20 protein-coding genes are annotated in these 22,825 nt (G+C 52.1%); 15 read left to right on the top strand and 5 right to left on the bottom strand.

Annotated features, from left to right (window positions below):
* Nucleotides 1–98 precede the first annotated feature (98 nt).
* From EHT25_RS23985 to EHT25_RS23975, 3 genes are all read right to left on the bottom strand, one after another.
* The gene (locus EHT25_RS23985; RefSeq protein ID WP_124877692.1) at nt 99–1,811 is read right to left on the bottom strand and encodes a GMC oxidoreductase; all 1,713 of its coding nucleotides are present in this window, start codon (nt 1,809–1,811) and stop codon (nt 99–101) included.
* Between the two features lie 14 nt (nt 1,812–1,825).
* Entirely contained in the window at nt 1,826–2,380 is a 555-nt protein-coding gene (locus EHT25_RS23980; RefSeq protein ID WP_229311780.1) for a gluconate 2-dehydrogenase subunit 3 family protein, read from the bottom strand.
* A 365-nt stretch (nt 2,381–2,745) separates the two neighbouring features.
* On the bottom strand, nt 2,746–3,363 hold the full coding sequence (locus EHT25_RS23975; RefSeq protein ID WP_124877691.1) for a DUF4242 domain-containing protein: 618 nt from the start codon (nt 3,361–3,363) through the stop codon (nt 2,746–2,748).
* Between the two features lie 339 nt (nt 3,364–3,702).
* Between EHT25_RS23975 and EHT25_RS23970 the strand changes: the two genes are divergently transcribed.
* The 9 genes from EHT25_RS23970 (at nt 3,703) to EHT25_RS23930 (ending at nt 10,317) form a co-directional block, all read left to right on the top strand.
* Entirely contained in the window at nt 3,703–4,731 is a 1,029-nt protein-coding gene (locus tag EHT25_RS23970; protein ID WP_229311779.1) for a dienelactone hydrolase family protein, read from the top strand.
* Nucleotides 4,732–4,751: 20 nt separating this feature from the next.
* Complete coding sequence (locus EHT25_RS23965) at nt 4,752–5,324, top strand: YeeE/YedE family protein (RefSeq protein WP_124877689.1); 573 nt, start codon at nt 4,752–4,754, stop codon at nt 5,322–5,324.
* A gap of 15 nt (nt 5,325–5,339) precedes the next feature.
* Entirely contained in the window at nt 5,340–5,822 is a 483-nt protein-coding gene (locus tag EHT25_RS23960) for a YeeE/YedE family protein (protein WP_124877688.1), read from the top strand.
* Nucleotides 5,823–5,931: 109 nt separating this feature from the next.
* Nucleotides 5,932–6,144 carry a YgaP family membrane protein gene (locus tag EHT25_RS23955; RefSeq protein ID WP_124877687.1) on the top strand — a complete coding sequence of 71 codons (213 nt, stop codon included), beginning with the start codon at nt 5,932–5,934 and terminating at the stop codon, nt 6,142–6,144.
* A gap of 33 nt (nt 6,145–6,177) precedes the next feature.
* On the top strand, nt 6,178–6,813 hold the full coding sequence (locus EHT25_RS23950) for a Crp/Fnr family transcriptional regulator (RefSeq protein ID WP_124877686.1): 636 nt from the start codon (nt 6,178–6,180) through the stop codon (nt 6,811–6,813).
* A gap of 72 nt (nt 6,814–6,885) precedes the next feature.
* Nucleotides 6,886–7,683 carry a sulfite exporter TauE/SafE family protein gene (locus tag EHT25_RS23945; RefSeq protein WP_124877685.1) on the top strand — a complete coding sequence of 266 codons (798 nt, stop codon included), beginning with the start codon at nt 6,886–6,888 and terminating at the stop codon, nt 7,681–7,683.
* Between the two features lie 111 nt (nt 7,684–7,794).
* Entirely contained in the window at nt 7,795–9,213 is a 1,419-nt protein-coding gene (locus EHT25_RS23940) for an MBL fold metallo-hydrolase (protein ID WP_124877684.1), read from the top strand.
* Nucleotides 9,214–9,255: 42 nt separating this feature from the next.
* On the top strand, nt 9,256–9,828 hold the full coding sequence (locus EHT25_RS23935) for a YeeE/YedE family protein (RefSeq protein WP_124877755.1): 573 nt from the start codon (nt 9,256–9,258) through the stop codon (nt 9,826–9,828).
* A gap of 15 nt (nt 9,829–9,843) precedes the next feature.
* Nucleotides 9,844–10,317: a DUF6691 family protein gene (locus EHT25_RS23930; protein WP_124877683.1), complete on the top strand. Its 474-nt coding sequence runs from the start codon at nt 9,844–9,846 to the stop codon at nt 10,315–10,317.
* Nucleotides 10,318–10,331: 14 nt separating this feature from the next.
* On the opposite strand, the gene EHT25_RS23925 is transcribed toward EHT25_RS23930, so the two are convergent.
* Complete coding sequence (locus EHT25_RS23925; RefSeq protein WP_124877682.1) at nt 10,332–11,321, bottom strand: GlxA family transcriptional regulator; 990 nt, start codon at nt 11,319–11,321, stop codon at nt 10,332–10,334.
* A gap of 128 nt (nt 11,322–11,449) precedes the next feature.
* Between EHT25_RS23925 and EHT25_RS23920 the strand changes: the two genes are divergently transcribed.
* From EHT25_RS23920 to EHT25_RS23895, 6 genes are all read left to right on the top strand, one after another.
* Nucleotides 11,450–11,899, top strand: coding sequence for an SRPBCC domain-containing protein (locus EHT25_RS23920; RefSeq protein ID WP_124877681.1), 450 nt, complete (start codon nt 11,450–11,452; stop codon nt 11,897–11,899).
* A gap of 219 nt (nt 11,900–12,118) precedes the next feature.
* Nucleotides 12,119–12,925 carry an SRPBCC family protein gene (locus EHT25_RS33250; protein WP_229311778.1) on the top strand — a complete coding sequence of 269 codons (807 nt, stop codon included), beginning with the start codon at nt 12,119–12,121 and terminating at the stop codon, nt 12,923–12,925.
* Nucleotides 12,926–13,084: 159 nt separating this feature from the next.
* A complete protein-coding gene (locus EHT25_RS23910; RefSeq protein ID WP_124877680.1) occupies nt 13,085–15,301 on the top strand; it encodes an alpha-amylase family protein in 2,217 nt (738 codons plus the stop codon).
* A gap of 105 nt (nt 15,302–15,406) precedes the next feature.
* Nucleotides 15,407–17,833, top strand: coding sequence for a glycoside hydrolase family 2 TIM barrel-domain containing protein (locus EHT25_RS23905; RefSeq protein WP_124877679.1), 2,427 nt, complete (start codon nt 15,407–15,409; stop codon nt 17,831–17,833).
* A gap of 151 nt (nt 17,834–17,984) precedes the next feature.
* Nucleotides 17,985–18,533, top strand: coding sequence for a lipocalin family protein (locus EHT25_RS23900; protein ID WP_124877678.1), 549 nt, complete (start codon nt 17,985–17,987; stop codon nt 18,531–18,533).
* A gap of 226 nt (nt 18,534–18,759) precedes the next feature.
* Nucleotides 18,760–19,803 (top strand): serine hydrolase domain-containing protein, encoded by a 1,044-nt coding sequence (locus EHT25_RS23895; protein ID WP_221622323.1) that lies wholly within the window; start codon nt 18,760–18,762, stop codon nt 19,801–19,803.
* Between the two features lie 99 nt (nt 19,804–19,902).
* On the opposite strand, the gene EHT25_RS23890 is transcribed toward EHT25_RS23895, so the two are convergent.
* Nucleotides 19,903–22,713: a glycoside hydrolase family 78 protein gene (locus tag EHT25_RS23890; RefSeq protein ID WP_124877676.1), complete on the bottom strand. Its 2,811-nt coding sequence runs from the start codon at nt 22,711–22,713 to the stop codon at nt 19,903–19,905.
* Nucleotides 22,714–22,825 lie beyond the last annotated feature (112 nt).

Genomic DNA, 22,825 nt, shown 5'->3' with positions numbered 1-22,825 from the left:
TCGCGGAGATACGCGGAGAAAAAAGAGTTAAGCAGAGTTTTATATTTCTCCGCTCAACTCTTTTTTCTCCGCGTATCTCCGCGAAATAATTCCCAAACTTACAAATTCATCTTCTTCATTTCCTTCACCGCGTAATCCGCAGCCCGGGCCGTCAGGGCCATGTAAGTCAGCGACGGGTTTTGGGTCGAGGTCGAAGTCATGCTGGCACCATCGGTCACGAACACATTTTTGCAGTGGTGCAACTGGCTCCACTTGTTGAGCATCGACGTTTTCGGATCTTTGCCCATCCGGACTCCCCCCATTTCGTGAATATCTATGCCCGGATTGCGGTTTTCATCGCGAACGCGGAGATTCTTGAAACCGGCCGCCGTGAACATTTCCATCATCTGCTCCTGATAGTCCTTGACCATCTTGTCGTCATTGTCGTCATAGGCAACGGAAAACCGTATTTGCGGAATGCCGAACGGGTCTTTCAGGTCTTTGTCGAGGGCCACGAAGTTCGTCACTTTCGGGATGGTTTCGCCCATCATGTGCGAATTGACGCTCCAGCCGCCCAGCGTCGGATTGGCTAGGCTGTTCTTCAAATCCACCCCAAAACCGTCCTGATTCGTCCGGGACATGCGGTTGGCCGAAAAACCGGCCGCGTAACCCCGCAGAAAGTCGGTTTCCTGTTTAAATACGTTACGGAACCGCGGAATGTACGGGCCGTTGGGCCGGCGTCCTTCGGTGGTCGAATCCAGAAAACCGTCGTATTCGCCCGAAATGCCCGCCCGGTAATTATGAAACGCCACGTATTTTCCCAACACGCCACTGTCGTTGCCCAAACCGTTCGGGAAGCGGTTCGAAGTCGAGTTCAGCAACACCAGATTCGTATTCATGGCTGCGGCATTCACAAAAATGATCCGCGCGTAAAATTCGATCATTTCCTTTGTGTTGGCATCGATGACGCGCACGCCGGTGGCCTTGCCTTTTTTCTCGTCGTAAATAATCGAGTGAACCACCGAATGGGGGCGCAGGGTCAGCTTACCGGTTTTGGCCGCCCAGGGAAGGGTGGATGCGTTGCTGCTGAAATAACCGCCGAACGGACAGCCGCGCACGCAGATGTTTCGGTGCTGGCATTTCGCCCGGCCCTGCTGTAGGTGAATCGGCTGCGGCTGGGTAATGTGAGCGGCTCGGCCCATGATGACGGGACGATCCTTGTATTTGGCCGCCATTTGCTGGCTGAAGTATTTTTCGACGCAGTTCCATTCGTGCGGAGGCAGAAACTCACCGTCCGGTAATTGGGCCAGCCCGTCCTTGTTGCCCGTAATCCCGGCAAACTTTTCGACGTGGCTGTACCAGGGAGCGATGTCGGCGTAGCCGATGGGCCATTCAACGGCGAAACCATCGCGGGCCGGGCCGTCGAAGTCAAACTGGCTCCAGCGTTGGGTCTGGCGGGCCCACAACAGGGATTTTCCACCGACCTGATAACCGCGAATCCAGTCGAACGGTTTTTCCTGAACGTAGGGATGTTCGGCGTCTTTTACAAAGAAATGGGCCGAAGCCTCATGGAAAGCGTAGCATTTTCCGACAATCGGATTCTCCTGCCGGATACCCAGCGGAAGTTGCCCCCGGTGTTCCATCTCCCAGGTGTTGAGCATGGTGGTCGGGTAATCGACCACGTGTTTGACGTCGCGGCCGCGTTCCAGCACCAGGGTGCGTAAACCTTTTTCGGTCAATTCTTTCGCAGCCCAGCCGCCACTGATTCCCGATCCGATCACGATGGCATCGTAGGTAGTTGCTTTTACTGCATCGATTGCAAAATTTGCCATGTCTGTTCGGGCTGCTATTTATTTTGTTGATTTTTTGAGGTCGAATTTTTGGCCACCACCGGCACGCATCCATGGTAGCGACCAGGGACGAACTCGTAGTGCGTGATGTTGTTCATGACGTATTCCGAGGTCATGTAGCCCTGGATAGTCATACCTTTCACCATCGAAAAGAATCCTTTCTGATCCGGTTCCGTGGATTGACTGACGGTTTTGAGCAATTCCGTTTTTTGGGCGGCATCGAGCGACGCGAACGACTTGCTGTAGGTTTTCTGAGCGAGCGCTTCAACCGCTGTCAGTCCTTTGGTCAGGCTTTCCTGCGCCGAAGGTTCCATACAGTCCGTTACGATTTTCTGGATAAATGTATGAACGCCAAGTGCTTTCGCGCCCGGGGTGTCGGTTGTTGGAATGATAACTTCCACGACTTCGGCCAGGAGCGCATCGGCATTCGGAGCCAGAAACGACTGCCCTGACGGAATGCCTGCCCGGTTCCAGCTGCTTGCCCAGCCCGGCAGACTCACCAGCCCACCAACGGCCACCGCCAAACTTTGTAATGCTTTTCGTCTTTCCACGAGGTGAATGGTTAGAAATAGGTTCAGTTTTTAGATACAGTTTTCGGTATTCCGTTTACGGTTTTCGCCGGGCCACCGAAATGTTGGCTAACACCCCGATTTCGCGATTCAACATTCTGTATTCGCTATTCGATAGTAGAAGAATGAACGCGTTACCACTGAAAATGGAAAACCGTATACCAAAAAGGAAAGTAAGATTGGATTTTACCTATAAAAAACGGGATGGATAATCTAACAAAGATAATTAAAAAGTACGATGGAATAGGACAATCGGAAGAGAACTTGTTCGGGGAATGCAAAATGAAAAGAAACAAAAAAAGACCTGTCATGGCTGACAGGTCCTTATTCCCACAAGTGGAACGAAACTATTGACCCTGTTTGACCGGGTGAACTTCGACCGGAATCAAGCCGTGGGCTTCTTTGTGCGTGTTGATGACCGAATTTGCGTCTTTGGCTTCCGAGAGACACATGACCGTACCGGTTTTTTCGTCCACCCAGTAATTGATAAAATTCACGTTGTATTTGCCCTGAACCGCCAGGTCCTTGGCGTGTGCTTCGGCAACGGCTTTGGCCGTTACGTTGCCCGGTCCGAGCTCGTGAATATCCAGAAACAGGGTCGGATTAGCGCCCATCGCTGATTCGTGACCCGTGCTGACGGGCTGGACCCGCGCCGGAACCAGTCCGTGCGCATCCTGGTGGGTTTTGTAAACCGAGGCCGAATCCGGCGACTCCGACAGGCAATAGACCTTACCGGCTGCTTCGTCTACCCAGAATTTAACAAAATTGACACCGTATTTTCCCTGGGTTGCCAGGTCCTTCTTGTGGGCTTCCATCACGGCTTCGAACGTCACCTTGCCCGGTTCGAGGTTATGCACGTCCAGGAAAAGATACTTCTTTTTGGTTGAATCAACGCTTTTGGCATCTTTGTGACAGGAGAAAGAAAGAAGACTCAACGCGATCAATAGTAGGTTTACTGTTTTCATTATTTTACTGTTGTGTGTGAAAGTGTGTATTGCATTTTTGCGCTACAAAGGTCACGCTTTCCGCATTTCCGGAAATCACCGAAAACCGTGATTTGCTATCCCTGAATTCCGTGATTTTTCTCCCAAATGACACTTTCGTCCTCATTTTTCGGCCGTTGTTGGCTTTAAAAACCGCTCATTCGTCCAGGTTCTTTATATTTTCGGAAGCGGGGTTTCGTTTCAATTGCTTTTGTTCTAATTTCAGACCTTTCGAAAATGTATAATTGATAATCAGACAGAACCCGGCTTAATCGTATGAAGCGCACTTCTTCTTCCTCGAAACAAAACCGTCGGCGCTTCATGAAAGCGCAACTGGCCTTTGGTCTGGGCGCCCTTTCCACCGCCGGTAAGCTGTCGTCAGACGATGATTCGATGAGCGACCCTCCGGTTTTGTCCCAGGCTGCTTTAAGCAAACAGTACCAGACCTGCTTAGGTGGCCCATTTCCAAAAGCGACTCCGCTGCTTCCGCAACTCCGGGAAACGATCCGGAAAGATGGCTACCGCATTGAATCGCTGACGTACGAAACGGAACCCAACAACCGCGTTCCGGCCTTGTTATTGATACCGGATTCGGCCACGGCCAGTCGCCCGGCACCGGGCATTGCCGTCTGGCACCAGCACAACGGGGAATACCACCTGGGCAAATCCGAACCGGCCGGGCTGGCCGGAAATCCAATGCACCACACCGCCGTGGCGCTGGTGCGGGAAGGCTACGTGGTGCTGTGCCCCGATGCACTTTGCTTCGAGGAACGGCAGGACCCTACCGGAAAGCTGAAAAAAGGCGATTTCGAACGCTTCGAGTTTCTGCGCGAAGTGGTGCGGGGCCGCAGCATGGCCTGGAAAAATGTGCTGGAAATGCGCCGGGCGGTCGATTACCTGGCCGGTCGCCCGGAAGTAATTGCCAGCCAGCTAGGTTGTTACGGCCATTCGATGGGATCGACGCATGCGTGGCTGGTGGGGCCGCTGGAACCCCGGTTGAAGTGCATTGTTGGCAACTGCTGCCTGCCGAGTTATGCCGCCATCGAACACGAACACCTGCTGCACTGCTTCCCCAACTTTGTGCCCGGCTGGCATCCGTTTGGCGATACGCCCGACATTGCCGCCCTCATAGCCCCGCGCGCCCTGCACCTGAACTTTGGCGAGCAGGATTCCGGTTCACCGATTGATTTTGTGCGTAAAAGCCTGCCCCGCATCGAAGCAGCGTATAAAAAGGCGGGTGCCGCGGGAAATTTTACGTCATTTATTGAAGCCGGACAGGGCCACGTGCTCACCGAAACGATGTGGAAACACGTGAAGGAAACTTTTGCGCGCCATCTGAAGTTCACCTAATCGTAGCGAATAGATAAACTATGGATTTACTGGAATTAATCCGCAAACCCTGGCCGTGGTACGTGGCCGGGCCGTTGATTGGGCTCACTGTGCCCGCGTTGCTCCTGGTCGGCAACAAATCTTTCGGTATTTCGTCGTCGCTCCGGCACCTCTGTGCGGCCTGCGTACCGGCCGGGCTACCGTTTTTTAAGTACAACTGGCGGGATGGAATCTGGAACCTGGTTTTTGTAACCGGAATCCTGATCGGCGGTTTTCTGACGGTTCAGTTTCTGGATAATCCGAACAACATGCAGATTGCTCCCCAAACCGTTGCCGATCTCAAAGCGCTGGGTGTCAGCAGTTTTTCGGGATTAATGCCGTCGGATATTTTCAGTGTCGCTAACGTATTCAACCTGAAGGGCTTCTTCTTTTTTGTCCTGGGCGGTTTTCTGGTGGGCTTCGGGACGCGCATGGCTGGCGGTTGCACATCGGGCCACTCCATCATGGGAATTTCCAACCTGCAAGGACCGTCGGTCGTGGCCACCTGCTGTTTTATGGCGGGCGGTTTTGCCATGACGCACCTGTTTTTGCCGTACATCATGCAATTGTTTTAAAATCGGATCCCAACTATGGAAACTAAACTAGCACCAGATCCCGCGGTGGTCGACGAAACCGGTAACGACATGAAACGGCCGGAAGGGCTGGCCGGAAATCTGAAATACGGTATTCTCGGGATTCTGTTTGGGATCGTCTTTGTCAAAGCCGAAATCGTCTCCTGGTTCCGGATTCAGGAAATGTTCCGGCTGCAAAGTTTCCACATGTACGGCGTCATCGGCTCGGCCATCGCCGTGGCCATGCTGTCCGTCTGGCTGATCAAACGGTTCAAAATCAAAACCATAGCGGGCGAAGAAGTGGTTTTCCACCCGAAAACGTTCCGGCCCGGCCAGGTTTACGGGGGCTTGTTGTTCGGCCTGGGCTGGGCGTTGACCGGCGCCTGTCCCGGCCCACTATTTGCCCAGATCGGAACGGGTTATGGGGTGGTAATCGTGACGCTCCTGAGCGCCATTGCCGGAACCTGGGTATACGGTTTTTTCCGGGATAAACTTTCGTAACCGAACCCACTGAGGCCGGTGGCTACAATTCCCGAAAGTCAGATCGGTTTGTGATATTTATCACAGACATCAGGCCCGGATCTCCGTTACTTCGTCATAAAAACCGGAAATGGAAAAGAACGTAGGTTTTCGTGATAAGGTGGTTCGTTTGCTGATTGCGAGCGTTTTGATCGCCCTGTTTATTGCTGATGTGATCAATGGAATTTGGGCGGTGGTAGCACTGATTGGAGCGGGATTGCTCGTTGTTACCAGCCTGATGAATTTTTGTCCGATGTATGCGGTTTTCAGAATTGCCACGAATCGCCGAAAAAAAGTGTGTTAGGAAGAACTCGGTGAGGTACAGGATAGATAGGGAATGATAAACGACAGTCAGCTGGTAAACCGCGCGTTTCGGGGCGATTTTGAACCCGCCTTAATCGAAGAAATAAACCGGGTCGGGATCTATCAGGAAGTTGAAGAAGGAGATTACCTGATCCGACCCGGTAGTTACATCCGCTCGGTGCCGATCATTCTGAGTGGTTCCGTCAAAATTATGCGGGCCGATGCGGGCGGCAATGAAGCGTTGCTCTACTACCTGAGCGGGTTGGATTCCTGCGCCATGTCCATGACGGGCGGCCCCGCCAATAAGCCCAGTGAAATTACGGCGGTTGCCGAAGAAAAAACCCGTCTGATTTTCATCCCGCTCGAAAAAGTCGATGAGTGGATTTGCCGCTTTCCGACCTGGAAACAGTTTGTATTTCGTACCTACCAGCGCCGGTTCGACGACATGATTGCTACCATCGACAGCATTGCCTTTCAGAAACTGGACGAGCGGTTACTGACGTACCTAAAAAAGAAAACCCAGAGCTGCCAGTGTACGGTTTTGCAGGTCACCCACGAAGAAATTGCCCGCGAAATGGCAACATCACGGGAGGTGATTTCCCGCCTGCTGAAGCAGTTGGAACGGGTGGGCTATCTCAGATTGTCCCGAAACAAAATTGAAATTTTGTAGATCGCTCGCGTCTGTGTGACATATATCACGGAAAAAGGCGGACTTCATGGCGTGCTTTGTTGAAAAAACGGCATGAATTCGCACGAAATCCTGGGCTTTGGGGCGTCGATCCTGATCGGGATGACGCTGGGCCTGATTGGCGGAGGGGGCAGTATCCTGACGTTGCCGGTGCTGGTGTACCTGCTCGGCATCAACCCGACAGTCTCAACCACCTATTCGTTGTTTGTGGTCGGAACCACCTCGCTGGTCGGTGCGGTCCGGTATATGCAGCAACGATTGGTCAATTACCGGGCTGCACTGGCCTTTTCGCTGCCTTCGCTGGCGGCCATTTACCTCACCCGCACGTACGTGGTACCGGCCATTCCGGACCCGGTTTTTTCAACCCCGGTTTTTTATGTCAGTAAAAACGTCGCCATCATGGTCGTGTTTGCCCTGGTGATGCTGGCGGCATCCGGCTCCATGATCCGTCCCCCAAAAACTGGAATGGAGGCTGGCGCGAGCCGGATCAGCCCCTCGTTGCTGGCGGCTGAAGGCGGACTGGTCGGCATCCTGACGGGCGTTGTGGGAGCCGGGGGCGGTTTTCTGATCATTCCTTCGCTGGTCTTGCTGGCCCGTTTACCCATCAAAACGGCGGTGGGAACTTCGCTGCTGATCATTGCCACCAATTCGCTGATCGGATTTCTAAGCGGACTGTCCCGTACCACGATCGACTGGCGGTTTTTGATGGAATTTACGGCCCTGGCAATCTTCGGAATTTTATTGGGCAGCTACCTGACCCGGTTTGTGGCCGGTTCGAAATTGAAAAAAGCCTTCGGCTGGTTTGTGCTCGCAATGGGGGTCTATATCATCGTCAAAGAAACTTTTCTTTAATCAGTCCGGCGTGTAACAAAAGTCACGGAACGCCCAAAGCAGCCATTTTACCTTTGAATCCGATTTACCCATTGACCTGATTTTCGTTTGATCATAACCGAATCGATTACCATGAAAATTGAACAGATTTATACGGGCTGTCTGGCCCAGGGCGCTTATTACATTGAGAGCGAAGGCGAAGTCGCCATTATCGACCCGCTACGGGAAATAAAACCGTATGTGGAAAAAGCGGCCCAAGCGGGTGCCACCATCAAATATGTGCTGGAAACGCACTTTCACGCCGATTTTGTGTCCGGCCATCTCGATCTGGCCCGGCAAACCGGAGCTGACATTGTTTACGGGCCACTGGCGCAGCCCAATTTCAAAGCCCACATTGCCACGGACGGCGAAGAACTGCCGCTGGGTTCGGTAAAAATCCGGGTACTGCACACACCCGGCCACACGATGGAATCGAGCTGCTACCTGTTGATCGATGAAACCGGAAAAGAAACCGCGCTTTTCAGTGGCGATACCTTGTTCATCGGTGACGTCGGACGGCCTGATCTGGCTCAGAAAGCGGACCTGACGATGAACGACCTGGCGGGTTATCTCTACGAGTCGCTGCGTACTAAAATCATGACCCTGCCGGACGACGTTCTCGTCTACCCGGGTCACGGAGCGGGTTCGGCCTGTGGCAAAAACATGAGTTCAGAAACCTCCGATACGCTGGGCAACCAAAAGCGGTTTAATTACGCGCTACGGGCTTCAATGTCGAAAGAAGAGTTCATTCGGGAAGTAACCGATGGCCTGCTGGCTCCCCCGCAGTATTTTCCGCAGAATGTTGCGCTCAACAAACAGGGGTACGAAAGCATCGATACGGTGCTGGAACGGGGTGCGCACGCCCTGAGCCCGGGGGCCTTTGAAGCGGCTGCCAACGAAACCGGGGCTTTGATTCTCGATACCCGTCCGGCGCAAATTTTCCGGCAGGGCTTTATTCCGAACTCGATCAACATCGGACTGGGCGGGCAGTTTGCTCCCTGGGTTGGTACGTTGATTCCGGATGTAAAGCACCAATTGCTGCTGGTCTGTGAACCGGGGCAGGAGCAGGAAGCTCTGACGCGCCTGGCGCGGGTGGGCTACGACCAGGTGCTGGGTTTTCTGGCGGGCGGTTTTGGCCCGTGGCAAGTCAGTGGTAAGGAAATCGACACCATTTTGTCGGTATCGCCCGAGTCGCTGGCCAGCCGGATGGCAGAAAATGAAGGGGAGATCATCGACGTTCGGAAACCCGGTGAATTTGCGGCCGAACACATCGCCGGTGTGCGGAACATACCGCTGGAATACCTCAATGAGCACATGGCGGAATTGCCCAAAAATAAAACCCTGTTTATCCACTGCGCCGGGGGCTACCGCTCCATGATTGCGGTTTCCATTCTGCGAGCCAGGGGATACGAGAATCTGGTGGATGTAACGGGCGGTTTTGACGCCATCAGAAAATCCGGGCTTTTTGAGATCACGGATTACGTTTGTCCGACTGCTTTGAACAAGGAATAGACTGGTTTTTCACAGATCCGGTAACTAAAAACTTACAAATTGATGGATTTATTCGGGTTGATCCGTCAGCCCTGGCCGTGGTATGTGGCCGGGCCGCTGATTGGGCTCACGGTACCTGCATTGTTGCTGAGTGGCAATAAATCATTCGGCATCTCGTCGTCGCTCCGGCACCTCTGTGCGGCCTGTTTGCCCGCCAATATCCCCTTTTTTACCTACGACTGGAAGCGGGAGGTCTGGAACCTGGTTTTTGTGACCGGTATTTTGATCGGCGGTTTTCTGGCCGTTCAATTTCTCCACAATCCGGCTGAGGTTCAGATTTCTCCCCAAACCGTTGCCGATCTGAAAGCGCTGGGTGTTCGTCATTTTACCGGAATGATGCCGGCCGATATTTTCAATGTCGACCACCTTTTCACGCTGAAAGGACTGGCGTTTTTCGTGCTGGGTGGTTTTCTGGTGGGTTTCGGCAGCCGCATGGCCGGAGGCTGCACATCGGGCCATGCTATTATGGGGATAGCCAACCTGCAAGGGCCGTCGGTGGTGGCCACCTGCTGTTTCATGGCGGGCGGTTTTGCCATGACGCACCTGTTTTTGCCTCACCTTATGAAATTGTTGTAAATCCGGAAGAAACTGATGGAAAAAGTGGAAGAAACGTTGATGTGCGATGCACCCAATGACTTGAAACAAGAGGAGCATGTTGTCGGAAATCTGAAATACGGTATCCTTGGAATTCTGTTTGGGATCGTCTTTGTCAAGGCCGAAATCATTTCGTGGTTCCGGATTCAGGAGATGTTCCGGCTGCAAAGTTTTCACATGTACGGCGTCATCGGTTCGGCCATCGCCGTGGCCATGCTATCCGTTTGGCTCATCAAACGATTCCGGCTCAAAACCCTGGCGGGCGAAGACGTGGTATTTCATCCGAAAAGCTTCCGGCCCGGCCAGATCTACGGAGGCCTACTGTTCGGCCTGGGCTGGGCGTTGACCGGCGCCTGTCCCGGCCCGTTATTTGCCCAGATCGGAACGGGTTATGGGGTGGTAATCGTGACGCTCCTGAGCGCCATTGCCGGAACCTGGGTGTACGGTTTTTTCCGGGATAAACTGCCCTGAGAAGTTTGCAGACTCTAAACGACTGCGTCTTTATTGTATTTTGCCCGGTATTCCAGGGGCGACAGACCGGTGATTTTCCGGAATACTTCCCGAAACGCTTTTACATCCGAATAGCCCACTTCATACATCACTTCGTTCACGGTTTTGCGACTGGTTTCGAGGGCTTTTTTGGCTGATTCGATTTTGACCCGCTGCGCATATTCGATGGGGGTATTTCCCGTGGCTTTGATAAACCGCCGGTCGAAGTTCCGGCGACCAACCGAAAACCGGGCCGACAAATCCTCCACCGAAATTTTTTCGTGCAGTTTACTTTCGATGTACGACTGCGCCTGCTGCACCATGTCATCACCGTGGAGCTTCTGGCCGGTAAAAATGGTGAAGGCCGACTGGCTGTTCCGGTCCATCTCAATCTGAAATATTTTGGAGCAGTAAATGGCGGTTGGCCGGTCGTAGTATTTCTCGACGAGGTAAATTACCAGGTTCAGGAACGAATACGCCCCCCCATTGGTGTAAATCCCATTTTCGTCGGTAATCAATTGGTCGGCCTGCAACTGCACCCTGGGGTACTGATTTCGGAACGTATCGGCCGCCGACCAGTGCGTCGAGCATTTTTTTCCATCCAGTAAACCGGATGACGCCAGCAGAAAAGCCCCGGTACACATGCTGGCTACTTCCGCGCCGTCCTTGTATTGCTTTTTGATCCAGTCAATCAACAACTGATTTTCCTGTGTGGCTTTCAGGTGGCTCCGATCCAGCGACGGAATGATAATGAGATCGGTTTTGGCGATGGCCGAAATGTGAACCTGGGATTTCACCGTAAACAAACCGCCGTAGACTTCCGCCTTGTCGGAAAGGCCGGCCAGCGCGACGGTGAACAACTCCTTTCTGCCGGTTTCCTTCCAGTAGTCGTTGGCGCGGGTAATGACTTCGTAGGCCCCAACAATACAGGCGATGGTGCTCAGGTTGCTCTGTCCGTCCGGAACAATGATCGTCAACTGTTTCATCGGCTTTTTTTCTCAAAGATAGTCATTCGATTGCGTCCAAATCAACCCGTTACAAAGTCCATTTTACACCCTCTCGAAGTACAAATAAGACCATACATTTGCAGGACAAATTTGACAACAAATCAACAATGACAACATCTGATTTCACCAAAACCCTGTTGGTTGACCAAACGGCGGGCGAAGTTTTCAAGGCCATCAATGATGTTCGCGGCTGGTGGTCCGAAGATTTTGAAGGCGACTCCCAGAAGCTGAACGACGAGTTTTCGGTCCGGTTCGGCGATGTGCATTATTCCCGCCAGAAACTGGTCGAGGTCATCCCGGATCAGCAAATCGGCTGGCTGGTGACGGACAGCCAGCTGAATTTCCTGCAGGACAAAAGCGAGTGGACCGGCACCCGTATCCATTTTGAGATTTCCACCGTCGGGCCCCAAACCCAAATTCTCTTCACGCACCTGGGCCTGGTGCCCGGAATTGAATGTTTTAACGACTGTTCCAGCGGCTGGCGGTTTTACCTGGGAAGTTTACAGAATTGGATCACAACCGGGGTCGGGCAGCCGAATCTGGTGAGCCAGGCCTGAGTTTCGGATCTGTTCGGTAACGTGTCAATTGGTGTTGATGTAAATAGGTACGCAACACGTCACCCGCATCGATTGCGTACCTGACGGCACGCGATAGAATTTGGAAATCTACCTTGCTACAAACATGTCGTACCTACAGCACGTAATCGACATAGATTCAGCCACGTCCCTATTTTTTTAACTCAACTAAAACGGATACACTACGAAACAACGCATACGATGAACAAGCAAAGTTTTACAACCACCCTGACCGTCGACCAGTCTCCGAAAGCGGTTTTCGACGCCATCACGAACGTTCGCGGCTGGTGGTCCGAAGAAATTGTGGGCCATACCGCAAACCTCAACGATGAATTTTCTTACCAGTATCAGGACGTTCACCGCTGCAAAATGAAACTGATCGAAGTCGTTCCGGCGAAAAAAGTGGTTTGGCAGGTGCTGGACAATTATTTCAGTTTTACCGAAGACAAAACCGAGTGGATCGGCACGAACGTCATTTTTGAAATCCTGAAGCAGGATAACCAAACGCAGCTCCGCTTTACGCACGAAGGCCTGGTTCCCGACTACGAATGCTACAACGCCTGTGTGCACGGATGGACACAATACATCGATCGCAGCCTGTTCAGCCTGATCACCATCGGGAAAGGGCAGCCCAACACCAGCAAAACCGCTTACACGGTTCACGAAGTAGCCGCCCGTTTCCACGAACTGGCCCAGCAGGAGAAGTGGTTTGAAATTCAGGACGAACTTTTTGCGAACGAAGTCAAGAGCCTGGAACCGGCTAATTCGCCGTATTTTCAAAGCACGCAGGGCAAAGTATCGGTTCGGCAAAAAGGGGAAGATTGGGTGAAACGCATTGCCGCCGGTCATCGGCTGCACACCACCGCGCCCGTCGTGGGCGGCAATCATTTTGCGGTCGGCCGGGAAGTCGATATTACGGTGGAGGGACACGGCCGCGTCCAGATCAACGAAATCATGCTCTACGAAGTGAAAAACGGCCAGATTGTCTCCGAGCAATTCTTCTATTAGACCTCATTTCAATTTCAGGGATGCAACATACCCGGTTTTATTCACGAACCGAACCGGGTATGTTTAGCCGGTTGGGCTGTCTTACTGATAAAAACCGTCGATCGGGGCAGTATCTGGCCCGCCGATTGGGCTATTAGCTATTGACACGCAGCCAAACCAATGCCATTCCTGAACCCTGCTTTTAAAACGTATTCGAACCGATCCGGCTTCCTTTGCCTGAGTTTTTTTCTGTTGCATTTTACGGTTTTACGGGCCGAAACCGTCTTTTCGGTGCAGTCCGGCGGCTACCGGTTTTCCTGGGATCTGGCAAAAGACTCGGCGGTTTTGACGAAAGAAAAACCGGTCGCCATGCTCTGGAAGGGGAGTTTATTGCCCGCTTTCTCGCTTCAGACGGCATCCGGCGAAAATCAGTACGTAAAAGCCACCGTTTCCGACGCGGCCAGTCTGCGCGGAGACGGTGGTTCTGTTCAACTTGCTTTTGGTACCGTTGGCACGGGCGTTCTCGAACTTGATTACAGTCAGGGTATTTTTCGGATCAGGAAGCTGACGGTAAACTGGAAAGGCGATGTGCCGAAACTGATTTCGATGCATTTCGGCACCTCGCCCCTGAAAACCGCCGAGAAAAACCGGGCACCGAGTCCGGAACAACCGTTCTGGCCGGATTGGGAAGCCGCCGGGGTCTGCATTCCGAGTGCCAAAGGAAACCCGATTCAGAGTTTTTTCCGGATGTGGGATTTTGGTCAGGCCACCCTGCCGCTGGGGAGTTTCGGGCCGAGTCTGGGAACGCCTTACGCGGCCGCCTATCCCCGCCCGATTTACAGCTGCGCGATGGGCAACGATCCCGGCTGGCTGGTGCTGGGCGCAGGTTCGATTCCGGATGCGGCCATGGTTTTCCAGATTCAGTCGTCCAACGGTAGTTTGCAATATTTGTATCGGGAGGATCTGTGGAACAAACCGGCCGGATCGCAGCGTGTCTGGACGGAACCGCTCCGAATCGCCTGGTCCGCAACCGCTTACGATGCGTACGAAGCGTATTTTAATTCATTTGGTCCCTTCACACCGGTTTCCGAAACGCACCAGCTCAACGTCTGGAACACCTGGGGCGACTTCAAAAACCGGGACTTCAACCTGAAAGCCATTACCGACAAAGCTCTTGATTTTAAGGCCGATGTGCTCGCCATCGACGATTCCTGGGAAAGCTCGCAGGGCAGCGGATTGTGGTTTGAACAGCGGTTTCCGAATTACCGGGCCGATCTGGACTATGCTCGTTCGAAGGGACTGAAAACCGGGTATTGGCAGAACGTGGTCTGGATCGACAAACCGGAGCAATTCGGGCTGACGGCCGACGATCTGCTCTGCGGAACCGATGGCCAACCCGTCAAAACGTCCTGGAACATGAATCCGCACGGCAGCGGAAATTACTGCCTCGACCCCAGTTCGGCCAAAGCCGTCGCCTTGATTCAGAACCGTACACGGAAGATTGTCAGGGAGTTAAAGCCGGATTTGTTGAAGCTGGATTTCGGCTACGGCGTTCCGAGCCCGAACCTGGCAACGGCCCGCAACCCGGCGTTTCGGGGGGAGAAACTGGCGTACACGCTCATCAAACTGATTGCGGATGCCGCCCGCGAAATCAATCCGACCATCACGGTGCAGTATTATTCCATCCATCCGCTTTTTCGGGATATTCAGAACCTGCTCGCGCTCGATGATCTGGGCGACGCCGGTGGGCGGGAAGCGGAAGGCCACGGCCAGTGGAGCATCTGGAGCTCGCTGGCGGGGCGACAGGGCATGGCCATCATGGCGTCGAGCGGTTACGACTGGAATGCCGACGACGAAGTGTTGCTCAATACGGCCATTATCGGGTCGCAAGGGGCGGTTTTACCCCGAAAGCTGAACGATGGTTCGGCGGTTCCGGCCCGGAAAATCAGTCGCCGGGTGGCACTGGCGCGCTGGCACCGGCGGTCGGTGGGCTGGACTCCTCTCTGGCTGAACAGTCCGAAAGGCGATTTTTTGCAGGAACCGAAACCCAACTGCTGGGGGCGGCTGGAAAATAACCGGTTAACGGCGCTGGCCCTGCGCGAAAGTTCGGTTCCGTTCGACCGGTCGCTGATTCGGAATATTCAGTTTCGGGGCCGCTGGGCCATCATTTCGCAGGACGATCAGAGTATTTTTGATGCAAAAAAAGTGGCGTTGGTGCCATTCGATGGCGGTTTTGTAGAAATGCCATTCGGAAAAGCGCCGTCGAAAGTGGTCGCGGTTTTCAACAAAGAGGAAAAACCGTTCAAACTTTGGGAGTGGAAAGCCGGAAAACTCCGAATCGATGCCCACTCGTTGCAGAGCAATCCTTCCTTGAATGGTTTTCTGGTTTATAAATGAGAAAGTAAATTGTTTCGCGGAGTTAAGCGGAGGTTAGCAGAGTTTTTTCTCTGTTAAACTCTGCTAACCTCCGCTTAACTCCGCGAAATAACTCTTACCATAAATATGAAATTTCTACTAATAACCTGTAGTTTTCTGTCTACAATCCACGCCTTCGCCCAATCACGAACCCGGCTTTTCGACGCGGACTGGCGGTTTTTGAAAGACAGCACCGTAACCGCCGAAAGCCGCGACTTCAACGACGCCAGCTGGCGAAAACTCGATTTACCCCACGACTGGAGCATCGAAGATCTGCCGAACCAAAGCCCGGACCAGGTAGCCGGGCCGTTTTCGCGGGCCAGCGTCGGGGCCACATCCACCGGTTATACGGTTGGCGGCACGGGCTGGTACCGGAAGGCGTTCAAAATCGGTCCATCTGAAAAAGGGAAAACCGTATCCATTTATTTCGATGGCGTTCACATGGAAACCGACGTTTGGCTGAACGGGCATCACCTGGGCTACCATGCGTACGGGTATACGCCCTTTTTTTACGATTTGACACCCCATTTGCTGCCGCCGGGGCAGGAAAATGTGCTGGCGGTTCGGGTAAAAAATAGCGGCAAAAACAGCCGCTGGTACACCGGTTCGGGTATTTACCGGCACGTCTGGCTGACCGTTGCCGAACCGGTTCACATTGCACCTTTCGGTATTTCGATTACCACACCGCAGGTTTCCGAGAAAGCCGCTCAGATACAGGTTGTTACCACTGTCGAAAACCCGTCCGGAAAACCGGTTCCAATCACTTTACAAACTTCGTTGATCGCGCCGAATGGGAAAACCGTCGGCAAAAATCAGCAAACGATTACCGTAAGAGCCAACGGACAAACTGAGGGAAAGCAACTGATTACGATTGCCAATCCGCAACGCTGGTCGCCCGCGACGCCCCGCTTGTACCAAACCAAAGTCGTGCTTCTTGCCGGTAAAAAACGGCTCGACAGCGTGACGACGGCCACCGGCATCCGGTCGATTGCCTACAGTGCCCAAACCGGTTTTCTGCTGAACGGGAAGCGGTTTTTGATGAAAGGCGGTTGTGTTCACCACGACAACGGGCCGCTGGGTGCCGTGGCCATCGACCGGGCCGAGGAACGCAAGGTGGAACTCCTGAAAGCCAACGGATTCAATGCCGTTCGGACGAGCCACAATCCACCGTCGACGGCGTTTCTGGATGCCTGCGACCGGCTGGGGCTGCTCGTCATCGACGAAGCGTTCGACATGTGGCAGCGGCCCAAAAAACCGCAGGATTACCACCGGTTTTTCGATGAATGGTGGCAGCGGGATTTGCAGGCCATGATTCACCGCGACCGCAACCATCCGTCGGTGGTGATCTGGAGTATTGGCAACGAAATCAACGAACGCGCCGAACCGTCGGGGCTGGCCATCACGAAAAAGTTGACCGAGGAAGCCCGTCGGCTGGACCCCACCCGACCCGTAACGGAAGCGCTTTGCGTGTTTTGGGAACATCCCGGCAAGGTCTGGACCGACTCCGACCCGGCTTTCGCGCTGCTGGACATTGGCGGTTACAATTACGAGTGGAAAAATTACGAATCGGACCACCAGCGCCATCCGGATCGGGTGATGGTCGGAACGGAAACGTTCGCCAAAGAAGCTTTCCAGAACTGGCAGATGGTGGAAAAACACCCCTATGTCATCGGTGATTTTGTCTGGACGGCGATGGATTACATGGGCGAAACCGCCATCGGGCATTCGCTTTTGCAGCCGAAAACCGACAAAGACAGCACGATTGCGGTTTTTCCGTGGCCGTGGTTCAACGCCTATTGCGGGGATCTCGACCTGATCGGTTTCAAAAAACCGCAGTCGCATTACCGGGATGTGGTCTGGCGGAACAGTCCAATCGAACTGGCAGTGCACAGCCCGATTCCGGCCGGCATGAAAGAAACCGTCACCAATTGGGGCTGGCCGGACGAACAGCCGAGCTGGACCTGGGCGGGCGCGGAAGGACAACCGCTGCAGGTGCGGGTTTTTTCGCGCAGTCCGTTGGTAAAACTGGAGTTAAACGGGAAAGTGATCGGTGAGCAAACGATACCGGACACGTCTGTTACGGCCACATTTACGGTTCCCTATCAGCCGGGTGTTTTGAAAGCAACCGGTTTTGAAAACGGCAAACCAGTCGGTTCGGTTGAGCTGAAGACCGCCGGAAAACCGCATCGTCTTCGGCTCAAAGCCGACCGTTCGGTCGTCCGCGCCGATCGCAACGATTTGTCGTACGTCGCCGTGGAGGTGGTCGATGAAAACGGTAATCGGATTCCGTCGGCAGCGGTTCCGGTTTCGTTTCAGTTCAGCGGGGAAGGCCAGCTGGCGGGGGTCGGCAACGCCAATCCGACGGATCTGAGCAGTTTTCAGAAACCACAAAAATCAACGTTCCGGGGCCGTTGTCTGGCGATTCTGCGCCCGAATGGCAAACCGGGAATCCTGACGTTGAAGGCCACGGCGCCGGGTTTGCTGGCGGGGGAGATTACGGTTTCTGTGCGGTAAATGGCAGTAAATCAATACTTCCCGGATTAATTAATTGTGACCGGAATTGCTACTTCTGAATTCATTTAGTTGTACACTATATAATATTAATTATTGATTGTACATTTAAGGCATTTTTAATCATTTTTATAACTTCTTTATTCTATTCAAAATGAAAATTAAAATTTATCTATTCGTTACCTGCCTGTTTACGCTGACGTTGTTTGGCTGTTCCAAATCCGAAGAAGAATCCGTAGCGCCCGACACCGCAAGTTTACTGGTTCGTAAATGGTCATTCACTGACATCAGCGTTAAAACAAACGCCAAAACGTATTCAATTCCCACCAAAAGTGGCGCTTTATTTGGCGATGATAATGTCATTACATTTAATAAAGACAATACCATATCCTATCTTGATGGGGGAAAAACCGTATCGGGTAAATGGAAATTGTCAAACAGCGATAAAATGCTTTCGATAACCGATGCAGATAATACGACCATTAACATGACCATCAATAGTCTGACCAGCACAGCCATCGACCTTGCCAGTGCCAATGCGGATATTACAAAAACGAATCCTACGCTCGATGAAATGGTCGTTGGGTTTGTTGGCGAATACCTGTTGTATACACTGGATAAAGATGCAGGAGGTACGATTGATTTCACGAAGGAACCGGAGTATAAAACGCTTCAGATTCTGGCAAAGGGCAAAGCGCTGTAAGCCGGAAGTCATTATTGGTGCCGGATTCGAAAATCCGGCACTTTTTTACCTTATGAGTGAGAAAATTTATGTTGGAAATTGATCAGTGAAATGGAACCCCAACACCCGCATATACCACCATTAGAATTGCTTTATTTTTGTTAATACCGCTGCGTAATTTATAAAGCACCAGGATCCGTATTCTTTCCCCAAACGCAACTAATTAATGAACTTATTTAAGATTCTAATGCCACTACTGCTATTTTGCTCATCCGGAAGTGCCCAACAAATTCGTGCAAATCTCCTGGATAGTATTGCGATTGCAGGGAGTAATGGCACTTATCCTAACCTTGAAGGAATTACGATAACCCAACGTGGCAAACTTATTTTCGAGAATTATTTTCATCAGTTAAATAAAGATAGTCTGCATGATTCCCGCTCTTCTTTTAAATCAGTTACGGCAATTTTGATTGGTATTGCCATTGACAAAGGATTTATTAAAAATGTGCATGAAAAAGTATATACTTTTTTTCCGGAATATAAGCCATATGGAAACTGGAATACTTTAAAAGACAGCATGACCATTGAGCACTTGCTGGAGATGAAGTCTGGTTTTGATTGCGAAGAATGGGAAGGAAGCAAAGATTGTGAAGACGACATGGCAAATACACAAGACTGGATAAAGTTTTGCCTTGATCTACCAATAAAAAATAAACCAGGTACTCAGTGGGATTATACATCAATTAACTCAATGCTGTTAGGGGGTATCATTGCTCATGCTACACACATGACGGTTTCAGATTTTGCAGATAACTATCTATTCAAGCCTTTGGGCATTACCAAATACAGGTGGACTAAAGATCCGGTTGGCCACGAAATGACGGCGGGTTCTTTTTATATTTCTCCGAGAGATATGAACAAAATTGGGCAATTAGTTTTAAATGAGGGTGTTTTTAATAACAAAAGGGTTGTTGCCGCGAAATGGATAAAAAGAATGACAAAGGGACTTATAAAAATCGAAAACTTTTCAAATGTGCGGATTTCTAAAAATAAAACCGCTTTCCCACAGCCTACATATTATGGTTATGCCTGGTATTCTGAAGAAATAAAGACCGAAAAATTCAAACACTCGGTTGTTTTTGCTTCCGGAAATGGTGGACAGTATATTATGGTGATCCGAGATTTAGATCTGGTGGTAACATTTACGGGAAACAGCTACAATTCTTCAAAATCAAAACTGCCTTTTGATTTACTGATAAAATACATAATGCCTTATTTTAATCAGAAATAACACAGCTATAACAAACGATTTTCTACAAGCGGGGTAGGAGATATTTCCAGCGTTATCGAAAAGGGGATTAGCAGTTAGTTGGTTTTAGGTAATTTCAGGTTATTGTCCCTTCACCGAAAATACGTATGTCCCCGAGCCAATGCCCAGCCCGGATTTGCCATTTTCAGTCCGAAGAACCTTGATGTCATTGCGGTTTTCAAGCGATTTTCCGCTTTCGGAAATCCGGTCGGCAGTCGATGCCGGCAGAAAAACCGTTGCCGTTGTGTTGGCCGGAATGCTCACCGTTAGCTCGAGTTGCGAACCGGTTTTCTTCCATTCGCTCCGGATCGGGCCGTAGGGCGAAACGTACCGAACGTTGGTGTGCGTGATGTCGCCCACCACCTCCGGTTTGATCACGATGGCTTTGAAACCCGGCACGTTTTCGTCCTGCTGAATGCCACCCAGACCGCTGTAGAGCCATTCCATGAGGTGCCCGAGCATGAAATGATTGTTGGATACAAACCGCAGCGCGGGCCAGGATTCGGTCAGTGCGGTGGCGCCGTGGGCCAGTTGGTAACCGTAGCCGGGCACATCCGAGCGGTTGTTCATGGCATAAATGGCGTCCGACGCATCGACTTTCGTCAGCGCCAGCAGCAGATACCGGAACCCGATGCCGCCCGCCGTCAGGCTATAGTTGTTTTCTTGGAGACTCTTCAGCAAACTCGCCGTAACAGCGGCTTTATTTTCGGGCGTCACCAGATTCATGTAAATCGGCATGGCGTTAGAGGTCTGACTCCCAGAGCCATAGTAGCCTTTCTCTGCATCGTAATATTTTCTGTTGAACGCCTGTTTGACGCTTTCGGCCAGTTGGCGATAGTGATCGGCATCGGCGGTTTTTCTGAGCAAACGGGCGGTTTTTTCCAGAATCGTCAGGTCATAGTAATACGTAGCCGTCGCTGTAATGCCTTTCGGCGTCAGCTGCGATTCGCCGGGCGGTTTTGGCCCCAGATCGCACCAATCGCCCAATCCGTGGGTCAGAATGTGGTCACTGGCTTTGGTCCCCAGGTAGTTTACGTACTTTTTCATCATGTCGTAACTGTCCAGCAGAATGCTTTTATCGCCGTACCATTGGTACGTATACCAGGGAAGAATCGCCCCCGCGCTGCCCCATTCGGGCGAATCGCGAAAACCGCTCACAAAAGCAGTGTATTCCGGCGCAATGTCCGGAATCAGGCCGTTTGCCAGCTGTGCCGACTGCATATCTTGGATAATTTTTGGCAATAGCGTTGCCAGATCGTAGGTGTAGCGGGCCGAACCGCTCATGAGGTGGGTTTCTTCCAGCCAGCCCAGTTTTTCGCGGTGCGGACAGTCCGTTAACGTGCTGACCATGTTGCTTTTAATGGCCCAGTCAATCAGTCGGTCGATGCGGTTGAAGAGCTCGTTCGAACACGAAAACGTCCCGACGGTTTCGGCCGAACCCCGGATGTGCAACCCTTTCACGGCGGTCAGCACCGGTAAATCGCCTGGCGGGTTTGAAACCGTACTGACCAAACGTTGATCGGGAACCGCTCCTTCAATTTGCAGGTACCGAAAACCGTAGTACGTAAAGCGCGGCTGCCAGGTTTCGGTACCGCTTCCCTTTAGCGTGTATTGATAAAAATGCGGATCGCCGGTGGCCTGCTGGGTCACCAGACTATCGTTGCCCAGCAATTCGCCGGGTGTAATTCTGACGACCGAGCCGGTTTTTCCCCGTACCGAAATCTGCGGAATACCAGACATATTCTGTCCCAGATCGACAACGAAAATACCCGCTTTCGGCTCCGTTATCCGCACGGGCGCAAACGTTTCCATGATTTTTACGGGCGGAGCGGTTTGCGAATGCAACCGGGGCGGCCCCTGAACGACGAGCGGGATTTGCCAGTTCGAATCATCATAACCGGCTGACATCCAGCCGGTCTGCTCCAGCGTGGCATTCCAGTCTTCTCCGCCGTAAATGCTGGAATACGTGATCGGACTTTTGGTTACTTTCCAGGACTGATCGGTAACAACTTCTTCCTGCGTGCCGTCGATATATTCCAGCTGGAGCTTGCAAATCAGTTTCGGATAACCAAACGAGCCCACAATTTTCCGGTATCGCTCCACGGGAATGTTGTAAAAACCGTTGCCGAGCAGTACGCTTACCACATTGGTGCCTTTAGCGAGTGAGGGCGTCAAATCGTAGGTAGCATACAGGGCGTATTGGTCGTAATTGGTCCAGCCGGGATCGATGAAGTGATCTTTCACCCGCTGTCCGTTGAGACTCAATTCATAATGACCTAAACCAGAAATAAAGGCGGTGGCCCGTTTCAGCGGTTTTTTTAGCGTAAACTCTTTGCGGAATTGCGGCAGTGCGTTCTGCGCCGATTTCCGGTCTCCGAGCGGTTTTTTCGACACGGGATTGTGAACAAACGGAACAATTCGCTCCGACGCGGGCAGGTCTTCCAGGGCAATCCACTGCGCCTTTCCCCAATCGGCTGGCGTCAGCAAACCCATTTGCCAGGATGCGGTTTTACTCCAGGCCGAGGGTTGGCCGTCCTTGTCCCAGGTCTGCACCTTCCAGAAATACAGCCGACTGGCCCGCAGCGGTTTTCCCTCGTAAACCACCTGAATGGACTGGTCGGAAACCTGTTTGCCCGAATCCCAGAAATCGCCCTGATTGGCCGCTAGTAACTTTGGATTATCGGACACCAGAATCCGGTAGGCGGTTTGTTTTTGCCCCCGAATATCCGACACCAGCTGCCAGCTTAACCGGGGCTGACGACGCTCGATACCCAGCGGATTATCACGGTAGTCGCACCGGAGTCGGGTTAGCGTGGGAGGGGCGTTTTTGACGGCCCAGGCATTCAAGCTGAGCAGCAAAAAATAGAAAAGGCAATGGCAAACTAACTTCATAAAGGTCAGGATGGGCCGATTTGGTAGCAAAAAACAAATATCATCAGAAAGAAGTAAGCTTTTTAGTGAAAAGAATAACTAATAAATTAGTTATTAAACTTATTTGTTAGTT

The sequence above is a fragment of the Larkinella rosea genome (assembly GCF_003858635.1).
In the GTDB taxonomy this organism is placed as follows: domain Bacteria; phylum Bacteroidota; class Bacteroidia; order Cytophagales; family Spirosomataceae; genus Larkinella; species Larkinella rosea.
The sequence above is the reverse complement of the archived record's forward strand: the minus strand, read 5'-3'. Positions and strand labels throughout refer to the sequence as shown.